Source organism: Streptomyces sp. BI87 (assembly GCF_025957665.1).
GTDB classification, from domain to species: Bacteria; Actinomycetota; Actinomycetes; order Streptomycetales; family Streptomycetaceae; genus Streptomyces; species Streptomyces albidoflavus.
Genome location: NZ_CP110079.1, coordinates 787351 through 802353, shown reverse-complemented (window position 1 = coordinate 802353; position 15003 = coordinate 787351). Strand labels below are relative to the sequence as shown.

Below are 15003 nucleotides of genomic sequence, written 5' to 3'. Positions count from 1 at the left end.
CGCGGGGGCGGTCCGTCACAGCGGCACCGGCTTCCCGTTGATGGTGACCACGCCCATGAGCGGGATGTTGATCGCCCGCATCCCGACGCTGGCCACCGAGTTGATCTGGACCGTGCCGGTGGCGTTGAGCAGGGCGGTGCCGCTGGCCTGGAGGTTGAGGACGCCGGTCGCGTTGACGTTGAAGCCGCCCGCCAGGGTCCGCAGGTTGGTGGCGCCCCGGCTCTGCATGGTGATGATCCCGCCGCTCTTGAGGGTGAGCTTGCGGCGGGCGCTCAGGGTGAGGTCGGTGCCCGCCTCGACGGAGACGGACCTGCCGCCCTTGATGGTGACGTCCCCGTCGCTGTCGACGGTGATCTCGGTGTTGGTGCGGTCGAGGTTGACGGTCAGCCGGCCGTCCCCGGAGGCGACCCGCACGCCCTGTTTGCCGCCGGAGCGCTGGCTGAGCAGGTCGACGCGGTTGCCCTGGCGGTCGGAGAGGGTGTGCCGGGTGGCCTGTTTGCGCAGCCCGTCGTGGAGCGGCACGTCCGGGACGCGGGTCGGCAGGTCGACGCCGTTGTACAGCCCGCCGATGACGAAGGGGTGGTCGAGCGCGCCCCGGTCGAAGGCGACCAGCACTTCGTCGCCGACGTCCATCGGGAAGATCCCGCCGCCGCTCTTCCCGCCCAGTTGCACGCACCGCGTCCAGTCGCTGACGTACGCGTCGTTCAGCCAGGGGAAGGTGAGCTTGACCCTGCCCTGGCGCAGCGGGTCCTGGACGTCGGTGACGACGGCGTTGGCGACGCTGGGCAGCCGGGAGGCGCCGCCGCCCGCCTCACCGCCGCCCGAGGCCAGTCCGTACAGCGAGCGCCACTGGCGGCCGCTGACGGTCACCCAGGACTCGTAGTGTCGGCCGTCGCCGAAGACGTGCCGCACCGAGGTCACCGTGTACTTGCCCTCGAAGGGCTCGCCCACGTCGGAGAGGGCCACCGGGACGCCGGGCCGCAGCTCGGGGTTGCCGCGCGCGGCCACCTCCAGCTCCGCGAAGGACGAGGTGACGTCGGTGGCGAGGGCCTCGGCGGCGTGCTGCACCTCGGACTGCGTGTCGTACGGCGACGCGGTCTCCACCAGCGTCGCGGACTTGAAGGCGCGGGCGATCTCGCCCGGGGTGACGCCGATGCTGATGCCCGGGTCGGTGGTGAGGGTCTTGACCTCGCTGATCTTCTTCTTGGTGGTGACGTTCCAGCCGCGTGTCTCCACCTTGTTGACCTGGTCGGCGGCGGTGACGGCGGCCCGCAGCCGCAGGATGTCGTGGCCGCCCTGGAGCACGAACGGGCTCTTGTCACCGTCCGTGCCCGGCGAGGGCGCCCCCGAGGACGCCTTGGGCTTCACGAACTGGAACTTGCCCTTCGCGTCCAGTGACATCACCGACTCGTTCTCGTCGGCGAGGCGCGAGAGGAAGTCCCAGTCGCTGATGTTGGGCTGGCTGATGAACTCGTACAGCGCCGGGGTGGACTGGACGCGCCCGATCGGCACGCCCGCCTTGGCGGCCAGCCTGCGGGCGATGTCGGAGGCGGTCTGGTTGCGGTACGCGGAGACCCGGCGGCGGCGCATCAGGCGGTGCCCGAAGTCGTAGCCCCGCACGACGGCGAAGCTTCCGGTGCCGTCGTAGTCCGCCTCCAGGCCGGTGACCTCGCCGGTGAGCAGCGGATCGCCGAGCCCCTCGCCGTCGGCGACCGGGGTCAGCACCACCTCGGTGCCGAACGTCACCCCCAGCTCCCCGAGGACGATCCGGTACGGGTCGCGGAAGGTCAGCCGGAAGGCGGCGGGCACGCCCGCGCCCTGGTCGACCCAGCCCTCCACCAGCAGCGGGGCGATGTCCTTCGGAAGCTCGGCCCCGCCGATCGAGACCTGGATGACGCTGGAGAACGCGGTGCGCACCATCAGCGCCGCACCTCCTCGGCGGCGGGCAGCACCAGTTCGGTCCCGGAGCGCAGCCGCGAGGGGTCGTCGATGTCGTTGGCCTCGGCGATGGCCCGCCAGGCCGACGCCTCCCCGTACTCCCGCCACGCCAGCGACTGGAGGGTGTCGCCCGCGACCACGCGGTGCACCCGCTGCGCGGTGAGCGCCCCCGAGGTCGGGTTCTGGCCCTTGGTCTTCGAGGGGATCTCGTGCAGCCGCATCTGGCAGGTCGCCCGGATCGGCACCCCGGTGGTCCCGAAGAGCGTGTAGGACGCCTCGACCGAGGAGACGTACGCCGTGAACCGCGCTGTGGAGAACGCCCCCCACTCGAACACCACCCACGGCGGCGACGGCTGCTTCGCCGCGATGCTGCGGGCCGTCGTCTCGCAGCAGCCGAGCAGTGCCTCCACCTTCTTCAGGACGGTGTTGCCGGTCGGCTCGCCCGAGGAGTCGAGGAAGACCTCCACCGTCATCTCGCGCGGCTCGGGGCCCAGGAACTCCGGCTTGCTGCCCTTGCGCACCGCCGGGCTCGGGGTGAACTTCCAGTTGGCGCCCCGGCTGATGGTGAGCTGTGCCGGGTTGAAGTCGAAGTGGAACGTCCGGATGAGCCCGCCCGGCGTCGTGCTCTTGCCGCGCGGCGGTTCGTGGATGGAGAGGGAGGCGCGTACCAGGCTCTTGCCCGCGCCCTTGCTGCTCTTGGCCATGGGGTCCTTCTCTGCGGTCCGTCAGGTGGTGCGGTTGCGGACCGCGCGTCAGTCGGTGAAGCCGTGGTGGGCGATCTCCAGGACCTCCGTGGCGACGGCCGGGCTGGCCGGGTCGAGGGAGGGGCCCTGCCAGCTGACCGGCAGGACCTCGATCAGCCCCCAGCGCGCCACCTCGGAGCCGTCCGCGCGCAGCGCCGCGATCTGCGCGGTGGGCCGCTTGATCCCGGTCTGCACGGAGGAGATCCACTTGGCGACCTTGGTGGTGTCCGGGGTGAGCGGACGGGTCAGCCGGATCGTGGAGAAGGTGACGCGGGTCGGCAGCGCCCACACGAAGCCGTTGCTGCCGCCCTCCTGCCGGTGCTCGATCTCGACCTGGGAGGACAGGCCGTCGCAGCCGTTGAAGTAGCCGAGGCTCTCTCCGTCGATGGTGAGGGTGAACCAGATCGTCGAACCCGGGTCCTGACGCGGCATCGGTACGGCGCCCTTTCTCTCGTGTCGCCGCCCGCCGCCGGAGCGTGCGGGCGGCCGGTCGGTGGTCGGCCGGCCCTCTCGGAGCGGTCGGCCCGGTCAGCCCCGGGGGTCCCGGAGCCGCCCGATCCGCTCCCGGTCCATCCGCAGTTCGGTCCGGACCAGCCGGGTGACGCGGCCGATGATCCGGTGCACCAGCTCGTCGAGCTGGAAGTCGGTCAGCTCCCGGGGGTCCATCCCGCCCTCGGCCACGGCGCGGTACGCGGGCGGGTCCTCCCCGGCCGAGGGGGACCCGGAACCGCCCGGCGTGTACGGCGGCGGGGCACCGGGCGCCGTCGCGCTGTAGGCCGGCGGCGGCTCGTACGGAGGCGGCGGCCCGGACGGCGCCGGGGCGGGCCGCGACCGGCTCAACGAGGCCGCCACCGCCGCCGCCGCCGAGGCCGCGAGCGCCCCGGTGGTACGGCCCGGGGAACGCTGCACGGTCGGCTCGGCCGGCACCGGGGGAGGCGTCGGCCGCACGAGCGGCGTGACCGGCGGCGCCGGGGGAGGCGTGAGCGGGGCGACGCTCGGCGCGGGCCCGGCGACGGGCGCCGCCACGGGCACGGGCCGCCGCAGCGGTACGACCGGCGCGGCGGGCGGGGTGGGAGCCTCGGCCGCCCGCTGGACGGGCGGAAGCAGGGCGGCGGACGGCGGCCGGGGCGCCTCTGCCCCGGGCACGGGCGGCGGAACGGGCCCCGGGGCGGCCGCCTGCGGGCTCACGGCGATGCCCGGGGGCGGTGACGCGGGCGTGGGCTCGGGCGGCGGGGCGGGCGCGTGCGTCGGCTTCGCGACCGGTACGGGCGCCACCGCCCGCTGCACCGGCGGGGACGCGGCGGCGGAACCCCGGGCGGCGAGGGGAGTGGCGCCCGCCGGGGGGCTGGTGAGCGGGGCGCCGATCGGGGAGCGGCGGCGTGCGGGGGTGGGGCTGGGGGGTGAGGGGAGGCCCGGGGCCGGGGCGGAGACCGGGGTGTCGGCGGGTGCCGGGGAGGCCGGCGTGGGAGTCGGCGCCGGGATCGGCGCGGCCGACGGGGTGCGCGTTCTCCTCGCGACCGGTGCGGAGGTGACCGGCTTGGAGGAGACGGGGGCGCCGAGACCGGAACGGGCACGCTGGACCGGGGGAGCGGACGACGAGTGAGGCGGGACGGGGGCGCGGCCCGTGGTGGCCGGGGGCGGTACGGGGCCTGCGCTGGGCGGGAGTTGAGAGCCGGGCGTGCGCGGCGTCTGCTCCGGCGAAGGCGCGGGGAGCGGTGAGGTGCGGGGAGCCGGTGTACCGCCGCTGTCCCTGTGAGACTCCGGCGCGGGCGTCCTCGCCTGCCCGGCGCGTTCCGCCGGTGCCGGCCTCGCGGCCGAAGGGGCTGCCTTTCGCTGGACGGGCGCGACCGCACCGGTCACGGGAGACCCGGCCGAGGGACGCGCGGCGCCTGCCGCGCCGGAACGCCGCTCCGGGCTGGGCGAACCGACGCCTCCGGTGCCCTTACGGGACACGGGTGCCCGGCTCGGCGAAGGCGTGGAAGCCGTACGGGTGTTGTGCGCCGGGGGAGCTTCAGCGGCGGTACGGCCGGAGGTCGTTTCCGGCGCCGGTCGGCTCGGGCCGGTAGAGGACGACGGGGCGGAGGACGAGGAGCCCGAGCCGCCCGGCGAGGGAGAGCCGGGCGTGGTGGCGGGCCTGCTCACCGGGGCGGGCCCGGAGGGCGCGGCAGGCACGGCGGGAGGTGCGGGCCGAGACGAGGGCACGGAGCCGGACGGCGCGACCGGCGGCACGTGAGTGCCGGACCTTGCCGGAGAAACGTGCCGGTTCGAGGACGTGCCGGCCGTCGGTGAGGCGCCCCCCGGCGCCCCGCCGGCCGGGCCCGACCCCGTGGCCGGGTTCTTGGCCGTGGCCCGCTGGACGGGCATGTCCGGTCGTGGCTGGGCGGGAGTGGGCTCGGCCGGGGTCGCGGAGGCGGGCCGTACGGCCGGAGCGGGCGCGGGAGAACCAGCGGCGGATTCCGTGCTGTTGCCGGTTCGGCCACCCGTCGGCGTGCTCCGGGCCCGCTCGCCACCGGCAGCCGGTACGGGCGTGGCCGGCTGTTCCTGACGGGAGACGGCACGCCGCACCGGCGCACCGCCCTGCGTGCTGCCGCCGCCGGTGCGCCTCGAAGACGGGCGGGCGGACGGGCGGGCGGGAGCGCTCGCGGCGCCGGAGACCGGGGCGGCATCGGCGGCCGCCCTGGTCTCCGGCGCCTGTCCCTGTAGGGGGCGCTCGGGCCGGGGTGCGGGCCCGGCCGGGGACGCGGGAGTGGGGCCACCCGTGGACGCGGCCGGCCGAGTCGGTACTCCGGAAGAGGCTTCGGCCCGGCCCGCCGGGGCGCGGGTCGCTCTGTCGGCACGGGCGACGGGGGCGGACGTGTGACTACTGGTCGATGTGTCGACAACTGGCTTGTCGGCAGGCTTACTTGCCGCCTCGGTCCGTGGAGCGGCGGCTCGCTGGACCGGGGCCTGCGCCGATGTGGTGCTGCTCGGGCGGGGCGACGCGGACGGGGTCTCACGGCTGCCTGCGGGACCCGGCGCCGGGGTGCTCCCGGGTTGAACGGGGCCGGACGGCGGCCGCCCGTCACGCACGGGCTGCCCCGGCGACGGCTCCTGCCCGGAGACGCGTTCGCCTCCGGTGTGTGCTCCCGCCCCGGACGGGGTCGCCGTCCGGGGCGGGGCGCTCGGTGCGGCGGGGCGGGCAGCGGGCAGGGCGCGCCGCCGCACCTGCCCCGCGCGGGAAGGGGCCTGGGTCAGCGGCTGCCGGGGCGCGGCCGGTTCCGAGGAGACCGGTGTCACTCGCGGCCCCTGCGGACCACGCGGGCCACGGGCGGCCGGGCCCGCCGCCGGAGCCGTTGCCGGAACCGCCGCGGGCGCCCCGCGCGGAACCGCCCGCTGGACCGGCGGAGCCGACTCCCGGCGTGCGGCGGGGCGTTCCGCCGCCCGCGCGCCCGGCGAGGGCCGCACCGGGGCGGAGCCGCCGGAGCCCAGCGCGGACGCCGTCCCGGGAAGCGCGCGCAGCGGTGCCGCCGGGGGCCTCGGGGCCGGGGTGCCGACCGCCGGAGCGCCCGAAGGCAGAGGTCCGGAGGGCCGCTCCATCCCCGTCACGGGCGTCCCGGAGGTGCTGAGCGCGCCCGGCAGCAGGCCCGCACCGGCCGCGGGGTTCAGCACGGCGGGGGAGGCGGTCGCGGTGAACGACGGGTTCTGCCAGGTCGGCAGGGTGGTGCCGAAGGCGTTGTCCGCCACCCCCGCGCCCCCGGCACGCGCGGCGAGCTGGACCGGCGGCAGCCCGGACCACGAGGGCACCACGGGCATGGGACCCGGCGACGCCTCCGCCACCGGCCCCGCCGGCTCCACCGGCCCCGCCGGCTCCACCGGCGCCGGGCCGGCGGAGCCCGCGCCGGGAGTCTCCGGCGTACCGCCCCTGCGCCCCCGCAGCCGCTCCAGGAATCCCACCGCTCAGCCCTCCGCGCGCGTCACCAGGGACGCGATCTGATCCGTGTACCGGCGGCGGTCGTGGTGCTCCAGGTCCAGGATCGCCTCCAGACCCCAGTGGAAGTGGAAGGCGACGTACGCGATCTCCTCGTGCAGCCGGTCGGTCGCGTACGTCACGATTCCCCCAGGCGGCTCCCGCCGAGTTCCACCTCGAACGGCTCGGAGCAGTGCGGGCACCGGACCCCGGCCCGGGTGTGGCCCTCCGCGTTGATCTGCCGGTAGAAGTCCTGGAGGAACGCCAGGTCGGAGGCGAACATGTTCTCCACGATCCCGTCGTGCACCATCGGCAGCTCGCCGAGCCGGGTGATGACCCGGCCCAGCAGCACCACCGAGAGGTACGCCGGGTTCTCCTGGACGCGTACGTCGCGCAGCGGGACCAGTTCGTCCCGCGCCGTCGACAGGCGCATCACCCCGTCCCGGTGGACCGTGCCCGACTCGTCGACGTACCCGCGCGGCAGCTCGAAGGGGAACTCCGTGCGCAGCCGCTCCCGCTCCGGTGCCGGAGCCTCGGGGGGCGCGGGCGCGGCGGCAGGAGCGGGACGGGGGAGATCCGCTCCTGCCGCCGCGGCCGAGGGGGCGGCGCCGTGCGCCGCGGCGGCCGTGCGCCGCATTACTCGATGACCAGTTCTTCGAAGACGATGGTCACGGACTCGGTCAGCGCGGCGGCCTCGCCCGCCTTCACCGTGCTGGTGTCGATCTTGCTGCACCAGGCGTTGCGCAGGTTGTAGCGTTTCACCGGGTTGTCCTCGAAGTCCATCATGATGATCGAGGCGTTCTTGCGGGCCGTGGCCATCCGGCCGTTGATCGAATCGTTGATCCACTGCGTGAACGAGGGCGACTGGGTCATGCCGCGCACCACCGTGCACTGGCCGTCCTTCTGCGTCCCCGGCAGCAGCGCGACCTCGGCCTTGCCCGTCGCGCCGTTGTTCTGCTGGTACTTGATGACGTCCTGTTCGAGGGTGAGGCCGCTGACCTCGGCGAGGTACTCGACCATCACCCCGTCGATCTGGAGGCCGAAGTTGTGTGAGGTGAGGGCGTCACCCGGCTGGAGACTCATCTGTTCGCCGTTCTTCTGGAATGCGGAAAAAGGGTGTGACCTGCGTGCGGGAGGGGGAGCCCGGCCTACTCCTCCAGCTCACCGCTGCCACTGGAGAACTGCGCCAGCCGGAAGATCACGAACTCGGCGGGCTTGACCGGCGCGATGCCGATCTCGCACACCACCCGGCCGAGGTCGACCGACTCCGGCGGGTTGGTCTCCTGGTCGCACTTGACGTAGTACGCCTCGTCGGGGCTCTGGCCGAAGAGGGCGCCGTTGCGCCACTCGTTGACCAGGAAGGCCGAGATGTTGCGGCGGATGCGCGCCCAGAGGTTGTGGTCGTTCGGCTCGAACACCACCCACTGGGTGCCGATCAGGATCGACTCCTCCAGGTAGTTGAAGTACCGGCGGATGTTCAGGTAGCGCCAGGCCGGGTCGGAGGCGAGGGTGCGGGCGCCCCAGACACGGATGCCGCGGCCCGGGAAGGCGCGGATGCAGTTGACGCCGATCGGGTTGAGCAGGTCCTGCTCGCCCCGGGTGATCTGGAGCTCCAGGTCGACGGCGCCGCGCACCACCTCGTTGGCGGGCGCCTTGTGCACGCCGCGCTCGGAGTCGTTGCGGGCCCAGATGCCGGCCACGTGGCCGCTCGGCGGGATCAGGCGGGCCTGCCCCGACGCCGGGTCGAAGGACTTGATCCAGGGGTAGTACAGCGCCGCGTACTTCGAGTCGTACCCGGCGGTCTCCTGGCGCCAGACGCGGATCTGCTGGGCGTTCTGGCCGGGCGGCGGGTCGATGATGGCGACCCGGTCGCCCATCAGCTCGCAGTGGGCGATGAGGCCGAGCTGGACGGCCTTGACCGACTCCAGGTCGATCGCGCCCCGCTGGTAGGCGGCCATCAGGTCGGGGACGGCGACCATGGAGATCTCGTCCACCGCCTCCAGGCCGCCGAAGCCGGTGCGGTCGGCGGAGTCACCGAGGTACTGGGCGGGGCCGGGGTGCGCCGGGTCCTTCGTGGCCGGGGCGCCCGCCGGCTCCGCCGGGGCGGTGGGCGGGGCCGCCGGGGTGACCGTCTGGTTCTCCGGGCGGGCCAGCTGCCCCGTCGGCGCGGCCTCCGTCACGGAGATCAGCTTGGACTGCTCCTTGACCTGCGTGACGACGTAGGAGCGGGTGCCCTTCTTGGCGCTGACGTCGAAGGTCTCGACGGCCTTGCCGCCGTCCTTGACCACCAGCCTGAACCGCTCGGCCGCCCCCTCGCCCTCGGGGTCGGCGACCTCCACGGTCAGCGGGCCCTTGGTGCCGGGCGCGAGCGCCGTCACCGCGAAGGTGCCGAGCTGCGCGGGCTCGGCGGCCGGCAGCGCGGCCGGCGCGGTGGTACCCGTCACCGCGGCCGGGCCGGCCTCGCCGGCGGTGCCCTCGGCCGAGCCGCCGACCCGGACCACGTAGGCGGCCGAACCGCCGTTGTTGAAGAAGCCGTAGACGGAGTGGGCGAGGAAGTACCCCTCGGTGAAGTCACCGAAGGCCGCGACGAACTGCGTCCAGTTGGTCACCAGCGTGGGTGCGTTCAGCGGGCCGGACGGGGCGAGGCCCACGAAGGCCGCCACCGAGGTGCCCACCCCCTCGATGGGGCGCGAACCGCTGGCCACCTCCTCGACGTAGACGCCGGGCGACAGGTAGGACGGCATGCTCTGCTCTCCTCGGGGTACGAGACAGGACGCCGCTCACCCTCGCGCGCGAGCCGCCCCCGCCGGAACGGCCGCGGGGGCCGGTCCCGGGGCAGCGGAGCTGCCCCCAACTCTGCCCGCAGGGGCAGCCGCCGCCAACGGGCCCACCGCCCCGGGAGCCCCGCCGTGGCACGGCCGCCCGGCAGGGCACTTCCCGGCCCGAGGACGCCTGGGCCCGTGCCCGGCGCAGGGGACAGCGGGCCTGGCCGGCGCTCCGGCGGCCGGGGGTAGGGGACACCGCCCTGTGTCCTTCCCCCGAGGACGTCTCCCCACGCGTCTTCGGCCCGAGCGGGCAGCGCCCTCTCGCCCGTACGGAGGCGGACCTCGTGCACGCGAAGGACGAACAGCCCGGCAGGAAGGCTCCCGTCGGCCCCCTTCCCGCGCGCGGCGGTGCCCGCCGCCGTGGTCTCGCCGAGCCGCCCGCCACCGGACGCCGGGGGTGGAGGCCATCTCAGCACTGCTCTGACCCGCGCGCAGGCACGGGTCCGCAGTGTTCACCTCAGCTCACGGGGCGCTTCTGGTTCTCGATGTACTGCGTGACTGTGGTCAGCGGTGCGCCGCCACAGCTTCCGGCGGAGCTGGACGAAGGACGAAGATCGAGAACGCGACGAAGGCGGAGCGGGACACCTCCTCCTTCTACGGCGAGTGGCGCAAGATCGAGAAGAAGGGCAGGTCCGGCACGTACATCCCGCCGGCCCAGATGCCCCCCGGGCTCGCCGCGACCGTCGCCGGACTGCGCTCCCGGTACACGGTGTCCTCGATGGCCGGACTGCTGCACATGTCCGAGAGCACCCTGCGCCACTTCCTCCTCAAGCACTTCGGCGAGCCGCAGGAGGAGACAGCCGCGGGCGACACCGAGACGGCCGAGACGGAGGAGCTGGTGCAGGTCAAGGAGGAGTCCCCCGAACCCGGCCCGTCCGCCGGCTACCCGGTCGCCGGCTGGACCCCCGAGCCCCGCGAGGAGCCCACCCTGTACACCCGGAGCTTCGGCGGGCTCTCGCCCGACGCGGAAGCCTCCTGGGAGCCGCCCGGCACCGGACCGGCCGGCGTGGGCCGTCCACGGTCAGCTTCGGCCATCCCGCCGTCACCGGGTACACCGTGGTCGTGGACGCCTACGGGCAGCGCCTCTACCAGGAGGACGACACCGGCGACCTCTCCGTGCGCGACCCGCGGACGGGGCGGATGACCAACCCCGACGAGGACGTGGAGACGACCGGCTGACCGGGGGCGGAACCGGGCCCCGCACGGCCGCCCGAATGCGCCGGACGACCCTGCCCGCGCGGGCAACCAGGTCTGCCCCCGTGGCCCGTGACGGGGCGTCGGCCGTTGTCTAGCGTGGCTGCGTGAGCCTATGGACTTCCCTTGAGCCCGCGTCGGCGAGCGTCGAGCCCGGTGGCTCCGCGCAGGTGCGGCTGCGGGTACGCAACACCGGCGACGTGGTGGACGAGTACCGGTTCGAACCCGTGGGCGCGCTCGCGCCCTGGACCCGTGTGGAGCCGCAGACGCTGCGGCTCTACCCCGGGACGACGGGCACGGTGGAGCTGACGTTCTCCCCGCCCCGTACGCCCGACGCGGTGGCCGGGCCCAACCCGTACGCGGTGCGCATCACCCCGACCGAACACCCCGAGGCGGTGACCGTCCCCGAGGGCAACCTCACCGTCTCCCCCTTCACCGAGGTCCGCGCGGAACTGGTGCCGGTGACCGTCAAGGGACGTTTCCGCGGCCGCCCCCGGCTGGCCGTGGACAACCTCGGCAACACCAAGGTGACCGCCTCCGTCAGCGGCAGCGACAACGGCGACCACCTGTCGTACGAGATCCGGCCGCAGAACGTGCAGATCGAACCGGGGCGCGCCGCCTTCGTCGACACCGTGGTCCGGCCGCGGCAGAAGATCTGGTTCGGCTCGAAGGAGGAGCGGCCCTTCACTCTGACCCTGCGCCGCTCCGGCGCCGAGCCGGGCGAGGTGGAGGGCACCTACGTCCAGCGCGGGTTCCTGCCGCGCTGGCTCGCCACCTTCCTCGGCATCTTCATGGCCCTGGCCCTGGCCTTCGTGATGATCTGGATCGCCTACAAGCCGCAGGTCCGCACCAGCGCCACCGAACAGGCCGCCGCGGCCGACGCCCTCGCCCCCAGCCCCACCCCGGAGCCGCCGAGCCAGGCACCGCCCCCCGAGCCCGATCCGGAGCCCAGCGAAGAGCCCGCGGGCGGAGCCGACGGCGGCGGAGGCGAGCCCTCACCGACCGAGGAGCCCGGCGTGGTGCCCGCCGAACGCGTCCTGCTGCGCAACACCACCACCGGCTACTGCGCCGACGTCCCCGACCGGGGCAAGGGCAGGATCAACGAGCGGGTCCAGCAGGCCACCTGCCACGAGACGGGCGACAACCAGCTCTGGGACCTCGTGGTGACCCAGGAGAAGGGCGGCCCCAACGGCGCCCCCCTCTTCCTGATCCGGAACACCATGGACCGGCTCTGCATGGACCTGCCGGACTTCGCCGGCCAGCCGATCAGGACCCCGGTCTCGGAGTTCACCTGCGACGGCACCATGAACGACAACCAGCTCTGGTGGGCCCAGGAACTCGACAACGGCGCCTACTGGATCCGCAACGCCGCCAGCAACAACCTCTGCCTGGAGGTCGCGGGCTCCGGCGACGGCAAGATCGGCGCCCGGCTGCTCATCTTCACCTGCACCCTCACCGACGACCAGGAGTGGGAGATCATGCCCACGCAGCAGAAGACGGGCTCCTGAGGGGCGGCCGGCGGGAGCCGCGGTGAGGCCGCCTCACCAGCCGCCCTCACCGGGCACCAGGCGGCCCGCCTTGCGGTACTCGCGGCGGGCGCCCTCCAGCAGGTCCTCGCCGGTCACCGGGGTGCCCCGGCCGGCCGCGAGATAGGCGGCCGTGACCACGGCGCTGCGGATCGACCCGCCGGCCAGCTCGAACTCCCGGGCCAGCTGCGACGGGTCGGTCCCCTCCTCGTGCGGTACGTGCGAGAGGCCGTGCCGCCACAGCGCCAGACGCTGACCGGCGTCGGGGAAGGGGAAGTCCACCTCCAGGTCCAGGCGGCGGGTGAACGCCTCGTCGATGTTGGCGCGCAGGTTGGTGGTGAGCAGCGCGATCCCCTCGAAGGACTCCAGCCGCTGGAGCAGGTAGGCGCTCTCCATGTTGGCGTACCGGTCGTGCGCGTCCTTCACCTCCGAGCGCTTGCCGAACACCGCGTCCGCCTCGTCGAAGAGGAGGACCGCGTCGGTCCGGTCGGCCTCGGTGAAGATCCGCTCCAGGTTCTTCTCGGTCTCCCCGACGTACTTGTCGACCACCGAGGACAACTGGACGACGTACAGGTCGAGTCCGAGATCGGCCGCGACCACCTCGGCCGAGAGCGTCTTGCCGGTGCCCGACTCGCCCGCGAACAGCCCGAGCACCCCCCGCCCGCGCCCGCCGCCGGCGTTCAGCCGCCACTCGCCGAGCACCCGGTCCCGGTGGCGGGCGCGCAGCGCCAGCTCCCGCAACTGGCTGAGCGGCCCCTCGGGGAGCACCAGATCGCCCCAGTCCACGGCCGGCCGGATGCGCCGGGCGTGCTGTTCGAGACCGGAGGCCGACTGGCGCCGGGCGGCGCGCCGGACGTGGCCCGCGTCCACCGGACCGCCCTCGAACTCCGCCAGCGCGCGGGCCGCCCGCGCCGCCCGCCGCACCCGGTCACCACCGAGCCGGTACGGGGCCACGGCGGCGGCCAGGTCGAAGCCGTCCGCGTCCGCGCCGAGCGCCGCCCGCCACGCGGCCGTCCCGCCGGCCCGGCGCCCCGGGGCGTCCAGCACCAGCACGTCGGCGGGCGACCACTCCGGGTCGTAGGGGCGCCGGTCCGTCAGCAGCACCGTCACGTCCGGCGCGGCGGTCAGCGCCCGCACCAGCGGGCCGGGCTGCTCGGGCAGGCCGGGGACGACCACGGGCCGCCCGGTCAGCCGCGCCTCGCGCAGCAGTTCCGGGACGCGCTCCTCGGTGGCTCGGCAGCACAGCGCGTCGAGCCCGGCGGCGGGCAGCGCGGCGGCGAGGACGGCGAGGCCGTCGCCCTCGCGCGGCTCGCGCAGGTAGGCCGTGGCCGGTCCCGCGCCGAGCCGGGCGGCGAGCAGCCGGGTGAACTCCGTGGCCTCGGGGTGCTGGGGGAGCGGCGGCGGCAGCGGATGCAGCAGGCCGAGCAGGGCCGCGTCCGGGGTGTCGTCGCCGAGGAGGTGCCCGGCCACCCGGTCGGGGACGCGCAACGATCGGGTCAGGAAGGGGCGTTCGGGTTCCTCCACCTCCAGCAGGCCCCAGGAGCGCAGCGGCGCCGAGGCGTGCATCCGGGCCCGGGCCGCCGCCTGCGAGGCGGGCACCCCGCACAGCTCCAGGGCCAGTCCGGCGGTGGCCCGGCGGCGGCTCACGTCGTCGTTGAGGTAGCCGTAGAGCGGCTCGACGCCGCGGTCCACGTCCGGGGCGAGCGCGATCACCAGGAGGGCGGTGTCCAGGCCGGTCAGCCCCGCCCGGGAGGCCAGCCGGGCCAGGCGGTCGCCGGGGGCTCCGTCCGGGTGGGTCCCGGCCGCGACGGTGCCCGGGGCGGGCGCGCCCGGCGCCGGGGAGCCCTCGGCGTCCTGATCCGGCCGCCACCGGTCCAGCAGGAGCCGGGCCGCCTCGTCGGAGACGTACAGCCCGCGCAGCGGGTCCTCGGCCGTCGGGTCGCCGGCCGCCCGTCGCGCCACCAGGGCCGCCACCCCGTCGCGCAGGACGGAGAGCCGGGCCAGCAGCGCCCGCGCCGCCGCGCCGGCTGCGTCCTCGGCGAGGCCGGGCAGGGGCGGGTCGTAGGCGGTCATCACGAACCCCGGCGGCGGCGTGCCGCCTCACGGGCCGCGCGGACGGCCGCCACCTGGCGCGGGCGGTGCGAGCGTTCGCCGGAGCGGGGCGGATCGCCGTTCACGCCGCGCAGCCGCACCGTCGCCCCCTCGGTGACCGGCGGGCCCGCGTCGTACTCCGGGTAGGACGGGAAGGGCACCGTCACCACCAGGTCCACCGAGGGCTTCAGCTCACCGCCGAGCGCCGACCAGATCTCGGCGAGGGAGCGGGACTCCGTCTGGATGCCCGCCACCGTCAGCGGCACGGACAGGCCCAGCGTCCCCAGCGCGCCCGGCAGTTCGGCCGGCGGCAGGACCTCGCGGGGCAGCAGCGTCGCCAGGACGGCGGAGAGCAGGCGGTGTTCGTCCTGCGGGGTCTTCGTCCAGGCCGTCACCAGGTAGGAGAGGCGGAACCAGCGGGGCGGGCGGCGGCGCCGCACCACGACGTCCTGCGCTTCGCGGACCGGTTCCTGGCCGCGCTGGCGCCGGGCCACGTCCTCCCGGATGTCGTACAGGTAGGCGTTGACCACGGGGGCGTTGCGCCGTGCCGCCCAGTCCCGGGTGGGCGCCTCGAAGGAGACGTCGATTCCCGACCCGGCCAGCACCCCGGTGCCGAACAGCCCCTTGAGGACCTCGTCCACCTCGTGGATCACTCTCGCGCTCCCGCCTCGCCGCCTGCCGCACCGCCCTGCCGCCGGTCCGCGTGCACCACCCCCGATCCTGCCCCGGGCCCGGCCGGG

Annotated in this window: 14 protein-coding genes; 3 read left to right on the top strand and 11 right to left on the bottom strand. The window is 75.1% G+C overall.

Features of this window, described 5'->3' with window-relative positions; all coding sequences use genetic code 11:
* Positions 1 to 15: 15 nt before the first annotated feature.
* From OIM89_RS03405 to OIM89_RS03390, 4 genes are all read right to left on the bottom strand, one after another.
* The gene (locus OIM89_RS03405; RefSeq protein WP_047468605.1) at positions 16 to 1920 is read right to left on the bottom strand and encodes a VgrG-related protein; all 1905 of its coding nucleotides are present in this window, start codon (positions 1918 to 1920) and stop codon (positions 16 to 18) included.
* Complete coding sequence (locus tag OIM89_RS03400) at positions 1920 to 2642, bottom strand: LysM peptidoglycan-binding domain-containing protein (RefSeq protein ID WP_030696799.1); 723 nt, start codon at positions 2640 to 2642, stop codon at positions 1920 to 1922. Before OIM89_RS03400 ends, OIM89_RS03405 begins: the two co-directional genes overlap by 1 nt.
* Positions 2643 to 2690: 48 nt before the next feature.
* A complete protein-coding gene (locus tag OIM89_RS03395; RefSeq protein ID WP_030696800.1) occupies positions 2691 to 3113 on the bottom strand; it encodes a phage tail protein in 423 nt (140 codons plus the stop codon).
* 96 nt (positions 3114 to 3209) lie between these two features.
* On the bottom strand, positions 3210 to 3590 hold the full coding sequence (locus OIM89_RS03390; RefSeq protein WP_264490968.1) for a hypothetical protein: 381 nt from the start codon (positions 3588 to 3590) through the stop codon (positions 3210 to 3212).
* A gap of 70 nt (positions 3591 to 3660) precedes the next feature.
* Here OIM89_RS03390 and OIM89_RS03385 point away from each other — a divergent pair, with 70 nt between their 5' ends.
* The gene (locus OIM89_RS03385; RefSeq protein WP_264490967.1) at positions 3661 to 4284 is read left to right on the top strand and encodes a hypothetical protein; all 624 of its coding nucleotides are present in this window, start codon (positions 3661 to 3663) and stop codon (positions 4282 to 4284) included.
* Positions 4285 to 6207: 1923 nt separating this feature from the next.
* Positions 6208 to 6654, top strand: coding sequence for a hypothetical protein (locus OIM89_RS03380; protein WP_264490966.1), 447 nt, complete (start codon positions 6208 to 6210; stop codon positions 6652 to 6654).
* Here OIM89_RS03380 and OIM89_RS03375 read toward each other — a convergent pair.
* The 5 genes from OIM89_RS03375 to OIM89_RS03355 form a co-directional block, all read right to left on the bottom strand.
* Positions 6618 to 6770 carry a DUF6760 family protein gene (locus OIM89_RS03375; RefSeq protein WP_008413748.1) on the bottom strand — a complete coding sequence of 51 codons (153 nt, stop codon included), beginning with the start codon at positions 6768 to 6770 and terminating at the stop codon, positions 6618 to 6620. The genes OIM89_RS03380 and OIM89_RS03375 overlap by 37 nt on opposite strands.
* A complete protein-coding gene (locus OIM89_RS03370) occupies positions 6767 to 7264 on the bottom strand; it encodes a hypothetical protein (RefSeq protein WP_030699842.1) in 498 nt (165 codons plus the stop codon). The genes OIM89_RS03375 and OIM89_RS03370 overlap by 4 nt, the downstream gene beginning before the upstream one ends.
* Complete coding sequence (locus OIM89_RS03365) at positions 7264 to 7710, bottom strand: phage tail protein (protein WP_030699841.1); 447 nt, start codon at positions 7708 to 7710, stop codon at positions 7264 to 7266. The genes OIM89_RS03370 and OIM89_RS03365 overlap by 1 nt, the downstream gene beginning before the upstream one ends.
* 65 nt (positions 7711 to 7775) lie before the next feature.
* Complete coding sequence (locus OIM89_RS03360) at positions 7776 to 9371, bottom strand: phage tail sheath family protein (RefSeq protein WP_030699840.1); 1596 nt, start codon at positions 9369 to 9371, stop codon at positions 7776 to 7778.
* A gap of 675 nt (positions 9372 to 10046) precedes the next feature.
* Positions 10047 to 10190, bottom strand: a complete 144-nt coding sequence (locus OIM89_RS03355; RefSeq protein ID WP_192831782.1) for a hypothetical protein — start codon at positions 10188 to 10190, stop codon at positions 10047 to 10049.
* Between the two features lie 563 nt (positions 10191 to 10753).
* On the opposite strand from OIM89_RS03355, the gene OIM89_RS03350 reads away from it, so the two are divergent.
* On the top strand, positions 10754 to 12154 hold the full coding sequence (locus tag OIM89_RS03350; protein ID WP_229359963.1) for an RICIN domain-containing protein: 1401 nt from the start codon (positions 10754 to 10756) through the stop codon (positions 12152 to 12154).
* 33 nt (positions 12155 to 12187) lie between these two features.
* On the opposite strand, the gene OIM89_RS03345 is transcribed toward OIM89_RS03350, so the two are convergent.
* Both OIM89_RS03345 and OIM89_RS03340 read right to left on the bottom strand, forming a co-directional pair.
* Positions 12188 to 14245, bottom strand: coding sequence for an ATP-binding protein (locus OIM89_RS03345; protein ID WP_264490965.1), 2058 nt, complete (start codon positions 14243 to 14245; stop codon positions 12188 to 12190).
* Positions 14245 to 14916, bottom strand: a complete 672-nt coding sequence (locus OIM89_RS03340; RefSeq protein ID WP_264490964.1) for a DUF4255 domain-containing protein — start codon at positions 14914 to 14916, stop codon at positions 14245 to 14247. Before OIM89_RS03340 ends, OIM89_RS03345 begins: the two co-directional genes overlap by 1 nt.
* Positions 14917 to 15003: the final 87 nt, after the last annotated feature.

Coding starts and splice junctions, on each gene's coding strand:
- OIM89_RS03405 (WP_047468605.1), bottom strand. CDS start 1,920: ATGGTGCGCACCGCGTTCTCCAGCGTCATCCAGGTCTCGATCGGCGGG.
- OIM89_RS03400 (WP_030696799.1), bottom strand. CDS start 2,642: ATGGCCAAGAGCAGCAAGGGCGCGGGCAAGAGCCTGGTACGCGCCTCC.
- OIM89_RS03395 (WP_030696800.1), bottom strand. CDS start 3,113: ATGCCGCGTCAGGACCCGGGTTCGACGATCTGGTTCACCCTCACCATC.
- OIM89_RS03370 (WP_030699842.1), bottom strand. CDS start 7,264: ATGCGGCGCACGGCCGCCGCGGCGCACGGCGCCGCCCCCTCGGCCGCG.
- OIM89_RS03365 (WP_030699841.1), bottom strand. CDS start 7,710: ATGAGTCTCCAGCCGGGTGACGCCCTCACCTCACACAACTTCGGCCTC.
- OIM89_RS03360 (WP_030699840.1), bottom strand. CDS start 9,371: ATGCCGTCCTACCTGTCGCCCGGCGTCTACGTCGAGGAGGTGGCCAGC.
- OIM89_RS03355 (WP_192831782.1), bottom strand. CDS start 10,190: ATGTGCAGCAGTCCGGCCATCGAGGACACCGTGTACCGGGAGCGCAGT.
- OIM89_RS03345 (WP_264490965.1), bottom strand. CDS start 14,245: ATGACCGCCTACGACCCGCCCCTGCCCGGCCTCGCCGAGGACGCAGCC.